Raw genomic sequence first — 20006 nt, forward strand, 5'->3', positions numbered from 1 at the left:
GTGGGATTGGGGAGGGAGGGTTAGGCGAAGGCGGCGGTTTCGGTGAGGTGAGCCGCTGGTGGCCCCGCTTCGGCTTCCAGGCTGCGCCGGATGCCGTATTCCAGCCCCCTCAGCTCGGCCAGGCCGCGCAGGCGGCCGATGGCGGAGTAGCCGGGGTAAGTTTTCTTCTTGAGGTCGTCGAGCATCTGGTGGCCGTGGTCGGGGCGCATGGGGATGGCGCTGGCCCCTTCGCCGCTGGCGGCGCGGCGCTGCTCTTCCAGCACCAGTTCGCGCACCACGGCGTACATGTCCACGTCGCCCTCGAGGTGGTCAGCTTCGTGGAAGTTGCGCGGGTTTTCCTCGTGCTTGGTAGCCCGCAGGTGGATGAAGTGAATGCGGGAGGCAAACTGCCGGGCAATGGCCGGCAGGTCGTTGTCAGCCCGCACGCCCAGCGAGCCCGTGCAGAACGTGAGGCCGTTGGCCGGCACGTCGCAGGCGGCAAACAGCGCCGCCAGGTCGGCGGCCGTGCTCACCACGCGGGGCAGGCCCAGCAGCGGATAGGGCGGGTCGTCGGGGTGAATGCAGAGGCCGATGCCCAGTTCCTCGGCCACCGGCGCCACTTGCTGAATGAAGTAGTGCAGGTTGGCGCGCAGCGCGGCCGCGTCAATGGCAGCGTACTCGTTCAGCAGGCTTTGGAAATTGGCCAGCTCAAACGCCTCTTCCGAGCCGGGCAAACCCAGCAGCACGGTGTTGGTGAGGGCGGCCACTTCCTCGGCGCTCATGGCGGCGAACTGCTGCCGGGCGGCTTCGGCCACGGCGGGCTCGTAGTCGGCCGCCGCACCGGGGCGCTGCAGAATGCAGAGGTCGAACACGGCGAAGTCCTGCCACACGAAGCGCAGGGCCCGCGAGCCGTCGGGCATCTCGTAGCTCAGGTTGGTGCGCGACCAATCCAGCACCGGCATGAAGTTGTAGCACACCGTGCGGATGCCGCAGGCCGCCAGGTTGCGCAGCGACTCTTTGTAGTTCTCTATGTATTGCTCGCGCGCGGGCAAGCCTTTTTTAATGGCCTCGTGCACCGGCAGGCTTTCCACCACGGCCCAGTGCAGGGGGGCGTGCGTGGCGTTGTCGGCTTCAATCAGCTGCTGGCGGGCTTGGATTTCGCTAACCGGCCACACGGCACCCACTGGCAGTTGGTGCAGCGCGGTCACCACACCGGCACACCCCGCCTGGCGGATGTCGAAGAGCGAAACCGGGTCGTGAAGACCGAACCAACGCATGGTGTGCAGCATACAGCAGTTAGGAAAAATTCAATTTGTGTTATATCCTGACCTTTTTGACCAGTGGATTACCGTAAAAGCGGCAGATAGGTAGCTCGGCCTATTTTTCATCGAATGTATGTATGCACTCACCATTTTGATTCTCCCAAAAACGGCCAAATTTAAAAGAATTCGCATCAAAACTATCGGCATCGTTTCCGGAAACGATGCCGATAGTTAACTTTGTGCTCCGCTGCAGAAAAAATATTTTTGCGCTCTATATTTGAGTGAGTACTCACGTGATGAGTCTTTAGCCAGGCACCCAACGCCCCATTTCTAAACCCAGTCCAATTACCAATGATAACCTGCGTAAAATGTAAGCTTTCAGATTCGGTGTTGAAGGCGGGTTTCGTTCGGGGCCGGCAGCGCTACCTGTGCAAGAGTTGCGATTACCATTTCACCGAGGAGAAAAAGGGAGTCACGCCGGACCGGCGGCGCGCCCAAACCACCATCGGAGACGTGGCCAAGGCTGTGGGGGTAGCATCCTCCACGGTGTCGCGGGCGCTGAATGGGCACACCGACATCAGCCCCGTCACCCGCCAGGCCATTCTCGATGCCGCCCGCCAGCTCGACTACCAGCCCAACCTCTTGGCCCAAAGCCTCAAGAGCCGCGAAACCCACACCCTGGGCGTGCTGATTCCGGACCTGGAGCGGCCATTTTTTGCCACGGCTGTGAGCGGCATCCAAGAGGTAGCCACCGAGGCAGGCTACCGGGTAATGATTTGTCAGTCAAAGGAATCGTACCGCACCGAAGTGAGCAACGTGCAAGCCTTGGTGGCCAGCCAGGTCGACGGCCTGCTCATTTGCCATTCGCGCGAAACCGAGAATTTCGACCACGTGAAGCCCAGCGCCTGCCGGGGCATTCCGGTGGTGCATTTCGACCGCGTAAGCAACGAGGTAGACAGCGCCAAGGTCATCCTCGATGACTGGAACGGGGCCTACAACGTGACCGAGCATCTCATTCAGCAGGGCGCGCAGCGCATTGCCATTCTGGCCGGGCCCGAGTCGCTGCTCATCAGCCGCAACCGCCTGGCTGGCTACCAGCACGCCCTCAAGCGCAACCACATGGCCCTGCGCCCGGAGTATGAGGTGCACATCGAGTTCAAGCCTGAGGAAGCCGAAGCGGCCCTCGACGCCTGGCTGGCCCTGCCGGAGCCGCCCGATGCCATTTTCTGCATCAACTACACCAACGCTTTCGACTTGTTGGTGGCCCTGAAAAAGCGCGGCGTACGCGTCCCCCAGCAGATGGCCGTGGTCGGTTTCGGCGATGAGTTTATGGCCGAAATGATTGAGCCCGGCCTCACCACCGTCGACCTCCACCCCTACCGCATCGGCCAGCAGGCCGCCCGCCTGTTTCTGGAACAGGTGCAACAGAAGGAGAACTTCCAGCCACGCACCTTCGTGATTTCCGGCGATTTAAAAATCCGGCAGTCGTCGCTGAAAGGCGAAGGCGACTTGTTTCGGTTGAGTATATAAGGAGGGCGGGTTTGCTGTATTGCGTTGTTCAGGCATAGGTCTTGCCTACCACTTTCATTTTTGAATTTGAAAAAATAGCCTTTTCATTTTGAAAAAATATTGCCCTGCCGAGCCTCGCGCCCGGCGGGGCAATTTTATTTAATGCATTGTCAATCAATATGAAGAGATTAATACCACAAATTATTTTCTGATTCGGCACTGGTCTTGGCATTAGGTGGAGGTCACCAACCACACTTGCCGCCATGGCCATTCTTGATAACCTCACCAAAGCCGCCAAAGACTTCTTCATCGAAGACGATGGAGCAGCCCGCGAAGCCTCCGCTCCGGCCCCGGCCACCGCGCAGCCCAGTCAGGCCGCTCCGCAGCCGGCCGGCCCGGCGCCCGCCGTCACCCAGGCCGAGCAGCGCCACCTCGACCACATTGCCAGCCTGCTGGCGGGCGATGGCAAGGACTTTGGGGCCTACACCAAGATGGTGAAAAGCATGGCCGGCAGCGGCCTCACTGGCCCGCTGCTCTACCAGACGGCTTTCAATGCCTTCGCCGCCCTCACCGGCACCAACCAGACGGCGCTGCTGGCCTCGGCCGAGCAGCTGGCCACCAAGCTGGCCGACGATCGGGCCCGCGTGCTGCAGCGCCACCGCGAGAAAATGGGCGAAACCGCTGATAGCAAAGCTCCGCCCGGCCCGCTGGCCCTGCTGCACCAACGCGAAACCCAGCTGCAAACCGAAGTGGCGGCCCTCACCGAGCAACTCGCCCAAAAGAGCCAGCAGCTGCGCGAAATCCAGCAGCAGGCGCAGGCCGAGAAGCAGAAAACGCAGGCCGCCCTCGCCTCCTACGAACTGGCCAACGCTGCGGCCGCGGCCGACCTGCAGGCCCACCGCCAGGCCGCCCAGAATTTCCTCAACCCCTCCCCTTCCACCCCTTCTTCAAACGCCTAAACCGATGAACACTTTGCTCACAACTACTTCTGATACCGACACCGGCCTCCCCAAGTGGCAGAAGCCGGAAAAGATGGCCGGGCGCGTGGTGCTCCTGGGCCTGGCCGGCGCGGCCGTGTACTACTGGGGCGTGATTCTGCCCTTCCTGGTCGACATGGTGTTCGACACTGTGAAGCTGGGCATTGGCCTCGGCTCGCTGTTCGTGCTGTTTTTGCTGGCTACCAACAAGCGCATTCAGGCCGGACTGTGGTACGCTGGGCAGCGAATTTTGCGAACTGCCGCCGGGATTTTCGTGAACACCGACCCCATTGGCGTGATGGAAGACTACATCCGCAACACCGAGAAGGAGGCCCGCAAGATGGACGCCGAGGTAACCAACATCGAAGGCGCCCACGAGCTGGTGAAGCGCAAGCTGGCCGCCAACGACGCCCAGATGAAGGAGTACCTCGCGCTGGCTAGCTCAGCTTCGCGCCAAGGCGAAAAGGACATGGCCGAGAGCTATGCCAGCCGCGCCGCCCAGATTCAGGACTACAACCAGCGCCTGCAGCCCATGGCCACTACCACGGCCAACGTGAGCGTGGTGATGCGCCAGATTCTCAAAGCCGCCCTGCGCCAGATTGACGGCAGCAAGTTCAAGGTCAATCTGTTGAAAGACGAATACGCCTTGGTGAAACGCACTAGCTCCGGCATGCGCGCCGCCATGAACATTCTGCGCGGCGACCCCGACAAGAAGTACTTCTTTGACCTGGCCACCGACCGTGTGGCCCAGGACATGGCCCAGCAGCTGGGTCAGATTAAGCAGGCCATGCGCTACTCGCAGGAGTTCGTGAAGGAGATGGACATCCAGAACGGCGTGATGAGCGAGAAAGGCCAGGCTCTGCTCACCAAGTACCAGAAGGGCGATTTCAACGCCGTGCTCAACGAAAAGCCCCAAGCCCCCCAATCCTTTTCCGCCACCAAAAAAGCCTCCGACGATGCCTACGCTAGCCTGCTTGATTAGCTTTTTGCTGGCCTGCGGCCTGGTAGGCCTGCTGGGTCACGCTGCCCCGACTGAACATGAGGCGGCGCATAGCCCGAGCATCTCGGCTACCCGCGTGATGCAGTCGGCCCAACGGAAAGGGAGCGCAGCTGCCGCCACGCTCCGCATCACGGCCAAAGTAGCCGATAGCATTACGGCCAGCCGCTAATCAACCCATTCAAAACCAATCAATAACAATGCGCCCCAACCGGGCGCCCCACCCCTCTTTTGCCTTTACTAAAATGACAACACGTGGTAAATTCGTAATTGGTCTGCTCATCGTAGCTGCCCTTTACTTCGGCATCAACAAGCTGATAGCCAGCGGTGCCGTCTTCAAGAAAGCCGACACGCAGTCGGTGCTGCTGAACTCCATTGAGCTGCCCGCGGCCAGCGGCGGCAACCGGGCCACCATTGTGGTGCCGCTGGCCCCGCTGCCCGGCACCGCGCCGGCTGACAAGGGCACGCCCGTGGTGTGGGAGGTGATGGCCTGGAACAGCCAGATGGCTGGCATGCTGGCCAACGGCGGCCCCCGCACCACCACCGGCTCGGCCGCAGCCGCTAATGGGCTGGATATGCAGATTGTGCGTCAGGACGACGTGAGCAAGATGCAGGCCGACCTGGTGAAAAACGCCCTTGACCTGCAAAGCAAGCCCGAAACACCGGGCCTGATTGTGAGCATCATGGGCGACGGCCTGCCCGGCTTCTCGGCCGTGCAAGGCGAGCTGCAGAAAGCTGGCACCCAGCTGCAAATCATTCCTTACTCGGTGGGCAAAAGCTTCGGCGAAGACAAGCTGATGGGACCGAAAGAGTGGCTCGATAACCCGAAAACGGCCCTGGGCAAAACCATTGCCTGCTACCTGCGCGACGGTGACCAGAACATTGCCCTGAAGTGGTGCGCCGACAACGGCCTGAAAGTGAACCCCGACGAAACCACCTACGACCCCGAAGCGGTGAACTTCATGGCCGCCTCCGACTTCCTGGTGGCCGCCGAGAAATACATCCTCGGCAAGCCGGAAGCCCGCACCAAAGTGGTGAACGGCAAGAACACCGGCGTGAAAGTAGACGTGGTGGCTGACGCCGTGGCTACCTGGACGCCCGGCGACGTGAACATTGCCAAGCAGCGCGGCGGCCTCGTCAACATCGTGAGCACGAAGGACTACTCCAACCAGATGCCCAACATCATGGTGACGACCAAGCGCTGGTACGACGCCCACCCCAAGGAAGTACTGGGCCTGATGACGGCCTTCGCCGTGGCCGGCGACCAGGTGAAAGCCCACCCCGAAGCCCTGACCCGCGCCGCCGACATCGCCGCCACCGTGTACGGCGACCAGGACAAGCCCGGCGCCTACTGGCTGAAGTACTACAAGGGCGTGAGCGAAGCCGACCGTAACGGCGACGTGGTGGAGCTGGGCGGCAGCAAGGCATTCAACTTCAGCGACAACCTGACCTTGTTCGGCCTCGACGAGGGCGGCACCAACATCTACGCCTCGGTGTACAAAACCTTCGGCGACGTGCAGAAAAAGCTTTACCCCAAGGAACTGCCTACCTACGTGCCCCTCGACCAGATGCTCGACCTGAAGCCCCTGCAACAGCTGCAAGCCCAATACAAAGGCAAGACCGTGGCCCCGGCCGAAACCCAGCAGTTTGCCGCCGGCGACGAAATCCGCCAGAGCGTGAGCAAGCGCGCCTGGAACATCGAGTTCAACAGCGGCCAGAGCAGCTTCACGCCCCAGGCCACCCGCGAGCTGAACCAGCTCTTCGACGACCTAGTGGTGGCTGGCCGCCTGAAAGTGGCCGTGCACGGCCACACCGACAACTCCGGCGACCCCAGCCGCAACCAGCAGCTCAGCGAAGACCGCGCCATGGCCGTGGAGCACTGGCTCGAAGCCAAAAGCCACAGCGCCTTCCCCGACGGCCGCATCCAGGTGTACGCCCACGGCGCCACCGAGCCGGTAGCCAGCAACGCCACCCCCGACGGCAAAGCCAAAAACCGCCGCGTGGAAGTAGTGCTGGGCAACTAACCCCTCCCCTGCCATTGCGAGCGCAGCGAAACGCGGCAATCCGTCCTCTCAACCGCGACCCAGCCTTGAGAATTGACACCGCCTTAAAAAGAGGTTTCATCACATCAGCAAGCTGGTCGCTGAGAACAGGACGGATTGCTTCGCTGCGCTCGCAATGACAAATCAAACAACGCAATGAAATCTCTTTTCGCCCCCAATGCCCAGCCCGCCCGCCTTGTGTTCACCACGATGGTAGCCGGCCAGGTGGCCCTGCTGCTGCTGCTGTGGCTCTTCTACCCCATGCAGCTCTTCCCCAGCCTGGGCGAGGTCGTTCGCTCGCTCGGCGACCTCATCACCTCGCAGGGCCTCATCCAAGAGCTGTGGGCCAGCATGACTACGGCCCTGGAGGCGCTGGCCGTAGCCACGGTGCTGGCGCTGCTCATTTCCTACCTCACGGCGCTGCCTTTCTTCCGGCCCATTGCCTTCGCAGCTAGCAAGATGCGCTACCTCACCCTCACCGGCCTCACCTTCTTCATGGCCCTGATGGTAAGCTCGGGCCACCAGGTTAAGCTGTCGGTGCTCATTTTCGGCGCCACGGTGTACCTGGTTACGGGCATGACGAGCGTAATTCTGACCACCACGCAGGAGGAAATGGACCACGCCCGCACCCTGGGCATGAGCGAGTGGCGCAGCTTCTACGAAGTGGTGGTGCTGGGCAAGCTCGACGACATGCTCGAAGTGGTGCGCCAGAACTTCGCCATCATCTGGACCATGATTACGCTGGTGGAAACGCTCTACCAGTCCGAGGGCGGCATCGGCCTGCTACTCTACAAACAAAACCGCTACCTGCACCTCGACGGCGTGCTAGCCATTCAACTGGTGATTCTGGCTACTGGGGCTGCCCAGGACTACGTGTTTGTGCTGCTACGGCGCGTGTTTTTTCCCTACTCGCAGCTGGGCGCATCCGCCTAACCTCACCCCCCGGCCCCCTCTCCATGAGGAGAGGGGGAGCTACAGCAGCATTTTCAATTCATACTAAAAATTAGCCTGTTGCCAACCGCGCCGCCTCGGCTCCCCTTCTCCACAAGGAGAGGGGGCCGGGGGTGAGGTGAACGCGGGCAAACGAAACCGCCATGACTGCCCACACCTTCGCTTACAAGGACCCCATTCTCACCCTGGAGAACGTCTCCATCGCCTTCAACGGCGAACCCATTTTGCGCGACATCAACGCCCAAGTGCTCGACGTGACGCGGCCCAACATGAAGCAGGGCCAGGTGGTGGGCTTCTACGGCCGCTCGGGCATCGGCAAGTCGGTCCTTTGCCGCATCATGGCGGGGCTCATCCGGCCCAGTAGCGGCACCGTGGAGGTGGGCCAGGCCCAGCAGCCCGTGCAGCCCGGCATGGTGGGCTTTGTGCAGCAGCGCTACCCGCTGTTCGACCACCGAACCCTGCGCGACAACCTGCTGGTGGCTGCCCAGCGCAAGCACGCCCCCGAGGCCGCCCGCCAGCACGTGGAGACCTACCTGGAGCGGTTTTGCCTGGCGCCGCACGCCCGCAAGTACCCGGCCCACCTCTCGGGCGGGCAGCGCCAGCGGGCGGCCATTGCCCAGCAGTTGCTCTGCTCCGACCACCTCATCCTGCTCGACGAGCCCTTCTCCGGCCTCGACGTGGCCATGATTGACGAGGTGAAACGAATAATAGTGGAAGTGACGACGATGGACGAGCTGAACACCGTCATCATCGTCTCGCACGACATCGTGACCACCACCGCCCTGGCCGACCGCCTCTGGCTGCTGGGCTACGAGCGCGACGCGGCCGGCGCCCTCGTGCCGGGCGCCACCATCAGCCCCCAGCACCAATACAACCTGGCCGAAATGGGCCTCGCCTGGCACGAAAACGTTGAAGCCGAACCCGAGTTCGCCCAGTTCGTGGAGCACATCAAGCAGGAAATTCGAATTAGTGCCTGAGTAATCTATTTGCCGTGTGTTATCCGAATAATTTGGCAATTGTGGGCATCCATAATAATCATAAATACACCTCCTAGCCAGCCTTTAGGCAGTGTTCCAGACATTACCCAATAGTTGTCAATCAAATTAATTTCGTAAGGCCGCTGCTTAACAATGTCCTCCTTGCCATAGATGTGAAATATAATAGGCTCAAGCACTTGAACAGCAGTAGAACTATCAGAAACTAATAGCTTATTTGTAGAGACGACATTGTGCAGAGACTTATTTTTAAGCGACTCTTGCAATTCCTTCTTTGCATATTCTATTCCATGCATTGAATGCTCTTTTCTGCTTTGAGAACATCCCGTAAAACTCATTCCCATAAGGAAAAGCAAACACGCAACTGTAATAATTTTTCTCATAATAGATTCATCCTAATCTACTACCAGTATTTAACTCCTTCATATCGAAGAAACACACATCGCAAACAAGTTTAATCCCCGCGAAGCTTTCAGATTCTTCGTTCCACTCGCCAACTCTGGTTAGCACTTCATCGCAGGCATCGCACCAAGCGTTGAGTTCGTCATCCGAATAAACCACGCTTGGGTCAGAAGCAAAGGGCTCATAAAAGCCCACGGGCGTTTTCAGGTTCAGATGTTGGCAAACGTAAGCCGGGTATCGGTCGCCATGCGTGCAGCATTCCACGCGTTTGCTTTCTTCGCTCATCGAATGATTTTTTGGTAAACGGCTTCAAAAGTAGCTGCCCAAGCTGACCGTTCTTTGTAGTTGCAACCTTCCACTTCAAACATGCCCACCGGTACCCTCCTCATCATCGACGACGAAGCGCGCTTGCGCCAGCTGCTGGCCCAGGTGCTGGAGCTCGAAGGCTACACCGTGCTGCAAGCCCCCGACGCCCGCCGCGGCCTCGAGCTGCTCCAGCAACACGCCGCCGAGGTGCTACTGGTGCTCAGTGACGTGAAGCTGCCCGACGGCCACGGCGTCGACCTGCTGCCCCGCTACAAAGCCGCCGCCCCCGACGCCGAAGTGGTGCTGCTTACCGCCTTCGGCACCATCGCCGACGGGGTGAAGGCCATGAAGCTCGGCGCCTTCGACTACCTCACCAAGGGCGACTTTGAGCAGCAGCTGGTGGTGGTGGTGGAGCGCGCCGCCGAAAAAGCCCGCCTGCGCCAGCGCGTGGCCGAGTTGGAGCGCCGCGTGGGCGAGCAGTACCGCTTCGAGTCGATGATTGGGGCCTCGGCCGAGCTGAAACGGGTGCAGCAGCTGGCCCGGCAGGTGGCGCCCACCGATAGCACCGTGCTGCTCGAAGGGCCCACCGGCAGCGGCAAGGAGCTGTTTGCCCAGGCCATTCATCAGGCCAGCGGGCGGCGGGGCAAGGCCTTCGTGGCCGTCAATTGCAGCGCCTTCCCCAAGGATTTGCTCGAATCGGAGCTATTTGGCTACAAGAAAGGGGCCTTCACCGGGGCGCTGGCCGACAAGAAGGGCCTGCTGGAAGAAGCCAACGGCGGCACCCTGTTTCTGGACGAAATCGGCGAGTTGGAGCTCAACGTGCAGGCTAAGTTCCTGCGCGTGCTCGAAAGCCAGACCTTCACCAAGCTCGGCGACACCAAGCCCACCAAGGTGAACATCCGCCTGGTGGCCGCCACCAACCGCAACCTCAAGCAGGAAGCCGACGAAGGCCGTTTCCGCCCCGATTTATACTACCGCCTCTCGGTGTTCACCATTCAGGTGCCGCCCCTCAAAGACCGGCCCGCCGATGTGCCCCCGCTGGCCCAGCACTTCTTGCAGCACTTCGCCGCCAAGCTCGGCAAGCGCCTGCCCGGCCTCGCGCCCGAGGCCCTGGCCTTGCTGCAGCGCTACCCCTGGCCCGGCAATGTGCGCGAGCTGAAAAACGTGCTCGAACGCGCCGCCATCCTCGCCCCCACCGGCGAGCTGCTGACGGCCGACTACCTGCCCGACGAGTTTCACGCGCTGGGCCGGCCCGCTCGCCCCGGCGCCGATGCCGCCGACGACAGCCTGCGGGCCCTCGAAGCCCGGCACATCGGCAAGCTGATGGGCGAGCTAGACGGCAACAAGCCCGAGGTAGCCAAACGCCTGGGCATCGGGCTGACTACGCTGTACCGCAAGCTGGAAGAGTACGCTTTAGGCTAGAACCAGGAGAGACGGTCATGCCGAGCGTAGCCGAGGCATCTCGCCGCGGAAGACTAATTACTTCGGCACGCGAGATGCCTCGGCTGCGCTCGGCATGACCGTTCTTAGGTTTTTCTCAACCTAATTCTGCTCCGTCAGCTCCAGCAGCAGCTGGCAGAGGTCGGCTTCCTCGTAGGGCTTGGTGAGGCAGGCGTTCATGCCGGCGGCCAGGTAGGCGGCGCGGTCGGCCTCGAAGGCATTGGCGGTGAGGGCAATGATGGGCACGCGGGCCCGTGCCATTTCGGGGTGGCGGCGGATGGCCTCGGTTACTTGCACGCCGGTCAGGCCGGGCATGCGGATGTCGAGCAGGGCCGCATCGAAAGGCTGCTTGAGCAGCTCGGCTAGGGCATCGCGCCCGTTGCTCACGGGCGTCACCTGCACGCCCCAGTGCTCGAGCACGGCCATGGCAATGCGCTGGTTTACCACATTGTCTTCGGCCAGCAGCACGCGCAGGCCGCGCAGGTTTTCGCAGGCCAGGCGCGCGGGGGCGGGCGCAGGTGCCTCAGCAGCCTCCTGGGCCCGCGGCAGGGTGAGCAGGAACATGAAAACGGTGCCCTGGCCGGGCCGGCTGCTCAGGCGCAGGGCACCGCCCATTTGTGCCACCAGCTGCTGGCTGATGGCCAGGCCCAGGCCGGTGCCCCCGTAGCGGCGGCTGGTGTCGGCCGAGGCCTGGGCAAAAGCGTCGAAGATGTGTATCTGCTCTTTCACCGAAATACCGATGCCGGTGTCTTCGACGCGGAAGTGCACCGTCAGGGCTTCGGCATTCTCCTCTATCACATCAGCCCCGAGGCGAACCTGCCCTTTTTCCGTGAATTTGATGGCGTTGGAAAGCAGGTTGAGCAGCACCTGGTGCAGGCGGTAGGCGTCGCCCACCACGCGGGGCACGGCCGCGGCCAAGGGTTCTACCACCAGGGCCAGGCCTTTGGCGGCGGCCAGGGCGGCCACCGTCTGGCCGGCCCCCTGCAGGGCCATGCGCAGGTCGAAGGGCGCCCGGTTGAGCGGGGCGTGCTGGGTGGTGATTTTGGCCATGTCGAGCACGTCGTTGAGCAGGGCCAGCAGGTGCTGGCCGGCGTGCTGCATGGTGGCCAGGTAGTCACGCTGGGCGGGCGTGAGCTCGGTTTTCTGCAGCAGCGAGGCCATGCCCAGCACGCCGTTGAGGGGGGTGCGGATTTCGTGGCTCATGCGGGCCAGGAAGTCTTCCTTGGCCTGCGCGTTTTCCTCGGCTTCCCACTTGGCTTGCTGCAGGGCCTTCTGGGCCAGAATGCCCTCCGTCACGTCGTAGCCCGAGGCCACCACGTAGGTGGGGTAGCCTTCCTCGCGCACTTCGTAGGTGTAATACTGCAGGTAGCGCCGCTCGCCGCCACCGGCCAGCACCTGCACCACGCCGGATTGCACCTGCTGCGTATCGCCCAAGTAAGCCTGCACGGCCGCGTGGTGCTCGGCCGGAATGGCCTGCTGCAGCGAGCGGCCCACCAGCTGGGCCGCAGGCAGGCCCATGAGGCGCTCAATGGCTGGGTTCACCGACAGCACCACGCCGGCCAGGTCGTGGGTGCAGATTAGGGCCTGGGAGTAGTACACCAGGTCGTGGTACTGCTTTTCGCGGCGTTCCAGGGCCTGGCGGGCCTGCTTCACGGCGGTCACGTCGGTGCTGATGGTCAGGATGTCGAACTGGCCGTCCAGGCGCCGCAGGGGGCGCTTGTGCACGTTGAAGTAGCGGGTTTCGCCGGTTTTCAGCGTGAACGGCATTTCCTTCACCTGCGGCTGCTGGGTGGTGCGCACCAGTTGGTTGAGGGCCTGCATCTGCCGCATTTCCTCGCGCACCGGCTCGGACGCTCCCTCCGGCTGCCAGTGGCTGCCGTGCCCAATCATGGTTTCGTAGGCGGGGTTGGCAAACGACACCGCGCCGCTGGGGTCTACCAGGTAGAGCACGTTGGGCAGGGCGTCGAGAATCTGGCGCACGAAGTTTTGCTGCACCTGCAGCATTTGCTGCACCTCGTGCTGCAGCTTTTCGGCCGTGTAGCGCGCCGTGATGTCGATGCCCGCCCCTACCACCATGCGCAGCTGGCCGTCGGCGTCGAACACGGGCCGCAGGTGCCGCACTATCAGCTGGGGGCGCTGCTTGCGGTCGGTGCGCATTTCCTCCCAGGTCACGTCGGTGCGGGTGCGCACGGCCAGGTCGAAGTACTGCTCCCGCTGCTCGGCGATGCCGGCCGGCTGCCGGTCCCCGCGCAGGGCAAAGTATTCCGCATTGGTGAGCCCGATGGCCTGTTGCCGGATTTGGGGGTCCGAAATCGACGAGGGGTTCACAAACAAGAACCGGTGCTTGGCGTCGAACACGGCCACGTCGACGGGCAGCAGGTTGAGAATGGATTCGTAGAACTCCCGCTGCCGGGCCAGCTTTTCCTCGGCTTGCTTGCGCGCCGTAATTTCGAAGCCCGAGCTGATGACCCGCAGGGCACCGTCGGCATCGCGGGCGGAGCGGTAGCGAAGCAAAAAGTGGACGGGCCCGTCGGGGCCGGGGCGCATTTCCTCCCACACCACCTCGCCCTCGGTTTTCACTGCCTCGGCAAAGGCGGCCTGGCGGGCCTGCATAATGGCCTCGGGCCGCTGCCGCGGGGGGCCGGTTTCGGAGCTGGTTTTGCCCAGCATCCAGGCGCGCACGGCGGGGTCGGGTTCCACGGCCGGGTTCACAAACAGGTAGCGGTGCTCGGCGTCGAACACGGCCACCGCCGAGGGCACTTGCTCCAGCACCCCCTCGTAAAAGGCCCGCTGCTCGGCCAGGCGCTGCTCGGCCAGGTGGCGCTCGGTCACGTTGGTGAGGTAGAGCGACACGAAGGGCTGCTCCGGCACGGCCACGGCCGAAAACTGGTAGTGCTGCCCCGCCACGTCCAGCGTCCGCCGGGACGCCAAGGGCGCGTGCAACGCCTCCTCCGCCAAGGCCTGCAGGCGCTGCGGCACGGTGCCCGGCGCTTCGGCGGCCAGGGCATCGAGCAGCAGCCGGGCCGCCGGGTTGGCATAGTCGACTTCGCCGGCAGCCGTGAGCCGCAGGATGGCGTTGGGGCTTTGGGCCGGGATGTAGGAGAGCGTGCGTAGCTCTTCGTCGCGGCGGTGGCGCTCGGTCACGTCGCGGTAGCAAATCAGGCGGCCCGCCCCCACGGTATCCAGCACCAGGTAGTCCAGCTCCACCACGCGGCCATCTGCCAGCGTAAATTCTTCCTGCAGCACCGTTTGCCCGGCGGCGTGCAGCGCCCGCGCCCGCGCCATGAAGGCGGCGGGGTCGGCAAAGGCCTCGTCGATGTGCACCGCGGCGTAGGGAATGGGCGGGCCACCTTCGGCCGGCCCTGCCACGGGCGGCAGCCCAAACAGCTCCCAGAAGTGCTGGTTCACGAACTGAATCTGCCCGGCCTGGTCGACCAGCACCAGGCCGGCCTGCAGGTTTTGCACCAGGGCCGTGAGCTGGGTGTGCTGGTGCTGGGCGCTGCTGGCGGTGTGGGCCAGCTGGTTTTCGAGGGCGGTTAGGCGGGCCTGCGCCTCGGCCAGTGCGGCTTCGGCCTGCGCGCGGCGGTCCTGCTCCGCACGCAGCTGCGCGGCCCATTCGGCATCAGAGAAAGTAGAAACGGGGTTCATAGCCGGGTGCAGCGCATGAGTTGCTTGTTAAGCCGGCCAGCAGTCGTAATGATGTTTGCCTACTGGCGAATAAAGCAAAGCTCAACCGCCCTCCAAAGTACGCCACCCGGGCGGTTCCTCCTATCAAAAGCCGCTTCATCCCCATTTATCGGCCATTTTTTCTTCGATATGTAACCCCCTCTTGCTCCCTTTCCCGCTCCTGCTGCTTCAACGCAGCGGCCTTGCCTGCGAGCTGGCATTTGCGCGCAGGTACGCGCAAAGCGGCGCCGGGTGGGTTGTTTTGCATTTCCTTGTTTGCACACCGCGCCCGCCGGGCGCGGGCCGCGCGGGCGGCAGCTTTTCCTTCGCACATGTCCCTCAAACTCAAAATCCGCCTCAGCGTGTTTCTGCTGCTATTGCTGCTGCTGGGGCTGGGCGGCTACGCTTTTTTTACCATCAGCTACCTCGAAAACGGAGCCCACGGCATCGAGCAGCACGATTTTAACATGGCCCGCTCCACGGTGCTGCTGTTTCTGGTGGCGGGCACGGCCGTGGGCGTCACCATGATGGTGCGGCTGCCGCGCGTGGTGGTGCGCCCGCTGCGCCGCCTCACCGTGGACGTGGAGAAGGTGGCCGGCCCCGGCCCCGCCACCCGCGTGGGCGTGGGCCGGCGCGACGAAGTGGGCTCGGTGGCCACCGCCGTGAACCGGGTGCTCAGCCAGGCTCAAACCGAGCTGCGCGCCACCCTGGCCGAGCTTTTCACCGAGCGCAACCGCATGGACAGCCTGGTGAGAAGCCTAGACGAGGGCCTGCTGCTGCTCGATGAGCATCAAACCATCATCCTGGCCAACCCCGTGGCCTGCGACCTGCTGGGCCTCCGCCCGGCCGAGCTCGAAGGCCGGTCCGCCGCCGCGGTAGCCGAAACCAACGAGCTGCTGCGTGAGCTGCTGGCCCCCCTGGCCGCCCACAACCTGGCCGGCGACGACGTGCCCGACCCCGTGTTCACGTTTCCGCACAAGGGCGACGCACCGCACTACCAGCTCAGCATCAGCCCCATCGAGATGACCAACGGTGGGCCGCCCGCCAAGCCCACGCCCGGCGGCCACATCTTCTGCCTGCGCAATGTGTCCGATTTCAAGAAGCTCGACGAGGTGAAATCGACCTTTTTGGCTACCATTTCGCACGAGCTCAAAACGCCCCTGGCCAGCATCAAGCTTAGCCTCATGCTGCTGCAAAACGACCGCACCGACGCCGCCGAGCGCCAGCGCCTGGCCGCCGGCATCGGCGAAGAAACCCAGCGCCTGCTGAGCATGGTGGGCCAGCTCATTGACGTGGCGCGCCTCGACGCGGGCGCCGGCATCAAGCTCGACGTGCAGCCCATGCGCCTGGGCGAGGTCATCGGCTACGCCACCCAGACCGTGCGCCCCCAGCTGGCCGATAAGGAATTGCAGCTCGACGTGCAGGTGCCCGAAGCATTGCCCGCCGTGCAGGGCGACGTGGAAAAAACCACCTGGGTGCTCATCAACCTGCTGTCCAACGCCATCCGCTACTCGCCTCCGGCGGCACCGCTGGTAGTGCGCGTGTTGCCCTGGGGCGAGATGGTGCGCGTGAGCGTGGAAGACTGCGGCCCCGGCATTCCGGCTGAGTACCATAAGCGCATCTTTCAGCGCTTTGCCGGCGTGCCGGGCCAGACGGCCAAGGGCAGCAGCTCGGGCTTGGGGCTGAGTATTTCGCGGGAATTCATCCACGCGCAGGGCGGGCAGCTATGGGTTGAAAGCCAGCCACAAAAGGGCAGCCGATTCCTTTTTACCCTCCCAATTTCAGCTTAAACCCGCACAAAAAAAGTTTTAGATTTAACTATTAGGCACAAAAACGCACTGCTTAATAGCGCTATTCTTTCGTGCGCAGGGTGACTCGCTTGGCCAAATGCGGCGGCGCCAAAATCAGATGCCGAAAGCTAGGCGTTTTCCGGCACGAAACCTAGCTTCTAAGCACCTTCCTTGCCCCGCCAAAAACTGAAGGTTGCAAGCTCTAAAAATGCGCCGCTGAGACTTAATGTGGGGCCGCTAGCCGCAGCGCGACCAGCCCCGATGGCGCATTTCCCGTATTTGGGCTACTTTGGCTGAATTGTGTGCGGCGAGCTGCCGCGCCAGCAGCAACGACGGCTCCTATGAAATTACTCTCCTTCCGGCGCATACTAGCGGCAGTACTTCTGCTGGTGGTGGTGGGCGGAGTGGCGGTGGTGTGGCTGGTGGGCAGCGAATACGGACGGCGCTTGGTAGCGCAAAAAGTGCGCTTCGCCCTCACCCACGACTCGGAGCTGGTGCTGGAGCCGTTTGAAGTGGAGTTTTCGCCCTGGCGCGATTTCCCGCACCTCACGGCCTCCATCCACCACATTGCCCTTACCGATACCTCGTTTCGGCGGCGCATGCCGGTGCTGCGCATGGGCCGCGCCGACCTGCGCCTGGAGCTGCTGCCGCTGCTGCGCCGCCAGGTGCGGGTGGAGCGGCTGGCCCTGACCGACGTGGACTTTCGGGAGCGGGTCGACTCGCTGGGCCGCTCCTGGGGGCTGCGCGGCAAGCGCAAGCGCGGTACCGGCCAGGCGCCGGCCCTCAATCTCAAGCTAGATGAGCTGCTGGTTAACAATTTCAATTTCAGCTCACACAACGGCTACCTGCGCACGGCCTTCGGTGCTCACGCCGACGCAGCCCGGTTGTCGGTGCGCCTGAAGGGCGGGGTGATGCATGTGACCGGTACCCTCAACGGGCAGCTGAGCTACCTGCGCACCCGCGCCGGCACGCTGTTCGAGCAAGAGCCGGTGCAGGCCTGGGTGCACTACAAATACACCTTCGAGAACCGGAAGGGGCTGCTGTACCGCACCCGCGCCACCCTCAACGGCGACACCATTCGCGTGAGCGGCACCCACACCGTGGACCCCGACGAGCCGGCCGGCACGCTGCTGAACCTGCGCTTCGTGGGCAACCAGCCGCTCGTGGACGTGCTGCACGCTGCCCTGCCCCCGCGCCTCGAGCCCTACCTGGCCGGGGCCACCAGTCCCAGCAAGGCCCACATCCACTACCGCATCACGGGCCTTAGCGGGCCCAAAGTGACGCCCCACAACGTGTTGCGCTTCAACCTGCAGGCCGCCAGCCTGAAATGGCCCGGCGAGGGCCGCCACATCACCCGCTGGGACCTGGCCGGCACCTACGACAACGGCCCCCGGCACAACATCCGCTCCACGGTGCTTACCCTCAAGCGCTGCCGCATTTACTCGGCCGCCGGGCAGCTCGACGCGGCCCTGACGCTGCGCGACTTCAAGCGGCCCTTCGTTGACGGCCGGTTCCGGGGCCGCGCCGGGCTGGCCGAGCTGGCGGCCGTGGTGTCGCCGGGCCGTTGGCGGGCCCGCGGCGGCGTGGCCGACCTCGACGTGCGGGTGCGGGGCCTGCTGCCGCCCCCGCCCAACCGGCCCGACCTGGGTACGCGCAAAAACCTGACGCTCAACGGCACCGTGAACCTGCACCAGGCGTCTTTCCGCTTGCCCCTGCGCGGCGCCGACATTTCGGCCCTCGACGTGAAGGTGGGGCTGCGAGACAGCCTGTGGCGGCTTTCCAACGCCGCGGGCGTGCTCAATGGCATGCGCTTTCAGGCCTCGGCCACCACGGTGCATTTGCTGGACTACCTGACCGGGCAACACCCCACGGCCCGCATCAGCGGCAACTTTGCGGTGGACGAGCTGCGGGTGCTCACGCTGCGCCGCCTGCTGCGCCCCCTGCCCCGGGAGGCCGGGCCGGGCTTCTCGCCCACCAGCCTGCCCAAGCGCGCCCGCAATGCCCGCGACCGGGCCCAGCTGGCCGCCACGCTGGGCAGCGAGCTAATTCCGCCCGGCCTGTTGCTCGATGCCAACCTGCGCTGCCAGCGGCTGCTACTGGCCACCGACACGCTCGAAAACCTAGCCGTGACCGTGCGCCACGACGGCCAGCAGGTGCAGCTGCGGAACCTGGCCGGCCGCGTGTGGGGCGGCGATGTGCGCGGCAACGTGCACTGGCCCACCGACCCCGACAACCGTGTGGCGCCGGTAGACTATAACCTGGCCGTGCATTTTGCCACCTTCAACTACCGGCAGTTTGTGGAGCGCTTCACCCGGCCCGCGCCCAATGCCGCGCGCAAGGCCAAAGCCCGGGCGAAAACCCAGGAAGACCAGTCGGGCGAGCGCACGCCGGCCCTGCGTGACCTGCTGCTGGCCGCCAACGGCCACCTGACCCTCGACATTGACCACGTGCAGCTGCCCGAAGACGAGAGCATGGGCCACGTGAGCCTGCAGTTGGTGAAAACCGGCTCCCTGCTGCGCCTCCCCTACCTGCGCTTCCGCACGCCCGAGGGCGGCTACGGCGAAGCCCAGGCCACGGCCGAGACCGAAGGCTTCCGCCTGACGGCGGCCGACGCCGACGTAACCCTGCGCTACGCCACCCTGGACGTGACGCGCCTGCTGGGCCTCATTTCCAGCCTCACCACGCCCCCCGATACCGTGCCCACGGCCCGCAGCCTGGCCCGCATCGAGCGCAAGGCCACGCGCCGCGCCCAGCGCCAGCAAGCCGGCGGCAACTATTCGCTGCTCTCTAACGGCCTGCTGAGTGCCGTGCTGCGCGTGGAAGCCGACGAGGTGCACTACGGCCCGCTGCGCGGCAGCCGGTTCCGGTTGGTGTCGCACCTGCTCGAGGGCGAGGCCAAGCTCGATAATTGCTCGGTGGAGGTATTGCAGGGCAACATTCAGCTCAGCGGCTCCATGCGCAGCACGGCTAACCGCGGCCACCACCCCACCCAACTGCAAATGCGCCTCCAGGACGTGGAGCTGCCGGCCCTGTTTGCCGGGGCCAGCAGCATGGGTCTGAACGTATTAAATGGCGAAAATATCCGGGGCAGCCTGCGCGGCGTGGCCGACATTCGCACCGACCTCGGCCGGAAGTTTCTGCCCAATTTTATGAAGACGGACGGCTACCTGAAGGTGGATTTCCGCAACCTGGAGCTCATCAACGTGGAGGCGCTGATGGAGGCCCTGAAATTTATGAAAGCCGAGCGCACGGGCCACCTCTACTTTGAGCCCGTGACGGGCGAGTTCTTGCTTACGCAGGGCCAGCTCATCATCCCCGGCCTGCGGCTGGATAGCAACCTAAGTAACCTCGAAATCAGCGGGCATTACGGCTTGGAAGGCGCTACCAACCTGTTTATCGGCCTTAAGCCCCTGCAGGCGCTCTTCGGCAACAACGACAAGCGCATCGAGCGCATTCAGCGCGGCGAGCAGGTAAGCCACTCCGATAACGGCAAGCTCACCTACGTGAACTTGCGCCGCACCGCCCCGAAAGAGAAATACAAAGTCCGCTTGTTTCAGCGCGACGAGCAGCGCGAGGCCATGACGCGACTGCGCCAGCAATACCGAGACTACCTCACCACCCAGCGCCTCGATACAACGGTGCGGCTACTGCGGTAAGCTGCTCTTAATTCCGGAAAGCAAACCGTCATGC

Annotated in this window: 14 protein-coding genes; 10 read left to right on the forward strand and 4 right to left on the reverse strand. The window is 63.6% G+C overall.

What is annotated here, in order from left to right; all coding sequences use genetic code 11:
- Positions 1-20 precede the first annotated feature (20 nt).
- Positions 21-1268, reverse strand: coding sequence for a mannonate dehydratase (gene uxuA, locus I2I01_RS03895; RefSeq protein WP_196285099.1), 1248 nt, complete (start codon positions 1266-1268; stop codon positions 21-23).
- Positions 1269-1592: 324 nt separating this feature from the next.
- Here uxuA and I2I01_RS03900 point away from each other — a divergent pair, with 324 nt between their 5' ends.
- The 7 genes from I2I01_RS03900 (at position 1593) to I2I01_RS03930 (ending at position 8694) form a co-directional block, all read left to right on the forward strand.
- A complete protein-coding gene (locus I2I01_RS03900; RefSeq protein ID WP_196285100.1) occupies positions 1593-2771 on the forward strand; it encodes a substrate-binding domain-containing protein in 1179 nt (392 codons plus the stop codon).
- Between the two features lie 242 nt (positions 2772-3013).
- Positions 3014-3709 (forward strand): hypothetical protein, encoded by a 696-nt coding sequence (locus I2I01_RS03905; protein ID WP_196285101.1) that lies wholly within the window; start codon positions 3014-3016, stop codon positions 3707-3709.
- 4 nt (positions 3710-3713) lie between these two features.
- Positions 3714-4709 carry a PspA/IM30 family protein gene (locus tag I2I01_RS03910; protein WP_196285102.1) on the forward strand — a complete coding sequence of 332 codons (996 nt, stop codon included), beginning with the start codon at positions 3714-3716 and terminating at the stop codon, positions 4707-4709.
- On the forward strand, positions 4702-4896 hold the full coding sequence (locus I2I01_RS03915; RefSeq protein WP_196285103.1) for a hypothetical protein: 195 nt from the start codon (positions 4702-4704) through the stop codon (positions 4894-4896). Before I2I01_RS03910 ends, I2I01_RS03915 begins: the two co-directional genes overlap by 8 nt.
- A 73-nt stretch (positions 4897-4969) precedes the next feature.
- Positions 4970-6748 carry an OmpA family protein gene (locus I2I01_RS03920; protein ID WP_196285104.1) on the forward strand — a complete coding sequence of 593 codons (1779 nt, stop codon included), beginning with the start codon at positions 4970-4972 and terminating at the stop codon, positions 6746-6748.
- Between the two features lie 174 nt (positions 6749-6922).
- The gene (locus tag I2I01_RS03925) at positions 6923-7699 is read left to right on the forward strand and encodes an ABC transporter permease (RefSeq protein WP_196285105.1); all 777 of its coding nucleotides are present in this window, start codon (positions 6923-6925) and stop codon (positions 7697-7699) included.
- 161 nt (positions 7700-7860) lie between these two features.
- Entirely contained in the window at positions 7861-8694 is an 834-nt protein-coding gene (locus I2I01_RS03930; protein ID WP_196285106.1) for an ATP-binding cassette domain-containing protein, read from the forward strand.
- Positions 8695-8699: 5 nt separating this feature from the next.
- Here the strand turns inward: I2I01_RS03930 and I2I01_RS03935 are convergent, their stop codons facing one another.
- Positions 8700-9095 carry a YbbC/YhhH family protein gene (locus I2I01_RS03935; RefSeq protein ID WP_196285107.1) on the reverse strand — a complete coding sequence of 132 codons (396 nt, stop codon included), beginning with the start codon at positions 9093-9095 and terminating at the stop codon, positions 8700-8702.
- 7 nt (positions 9096-9102) lie between these two features.
- Positions 9103-9399 (reverse strand): hypothetical protein, encoded by a 297-nt coding sequence (locus I2I01_RS03940; RefSeq protein WP_196285108.1) that lies wholly within the window; start codon positions 9397-9399, stop codon positions 9103-9105.
- Positions 9400-9480: 81 nt separating this feature from the next.
- Between I2I01_RS03940 and I2I01_RS03945 the strand changes: the two genes are divergently transcribed.
- On the forward strand, positions 9481-10842 hold the full coding sequence (locus tag I2I01_RS03945) for a sigma-54-dependent transcriptional regulator (RefSeq protein ID WP_196285109.1): 1362 nt from the start codon (positions 9481-9483) through the stop codon (positions 10840-10842).
- Between the two features lie 120 nt (positions 10843-10962).
- Here the strand turns inward: I2I01_RS03945 and I2I01_RS03950 are convergent, their stop codons facing one another.
- Complete coding sequence (locus I2I01_RS03950) at positions 10963-14508, reverse strand: PAS domain S-box protein (protein WP_196285110.1); 3546 nt, start codon at positions 14506-14508, stop codon at positions 10963-10965.
- Between the two features lie 350 nt (positions 14509-14858).
- Here I2I01_RS03950 and I2I01_RS03955 point away from each other — a divergent pair, with 350 nt between their 5' ends.
- Both I2I01_RS03955 and I2I01_RS03960 read left to right on the forward strand, forming a co-directional pair.
- A complete protein-coding gene (locus tag I2I01_RS03955) occupies positions 14859-16316 on the forward strand; it encodes a sensor histidine kinase (protein WP_196285111.1) in 1458 nt (485 codons plus the stop codon).
- Between the two features lie 341 nt (positions 16317-16657).
- Complete coding sequence (locus I2I01_RS03960; protein WP_196285112.1) at positions 16658-19972, forward strand: AsmA family protein; 3315 nt, start codon at positions 16658-16660, stop codon at positions 19970-19972.
- Positions 19973-20006 lie beyond the last annotated feature (34 nt).

Origin of the sequence: Hymenobacter properus, assembly GCF_015694735.1 — a bacterium.
Classification (GTDB): Bacteria; Bacteroidota; Bacteroidia; order Cytophagales; family Hymenobacteraceae; genus Hymenobacter; species Hymenobacter properus.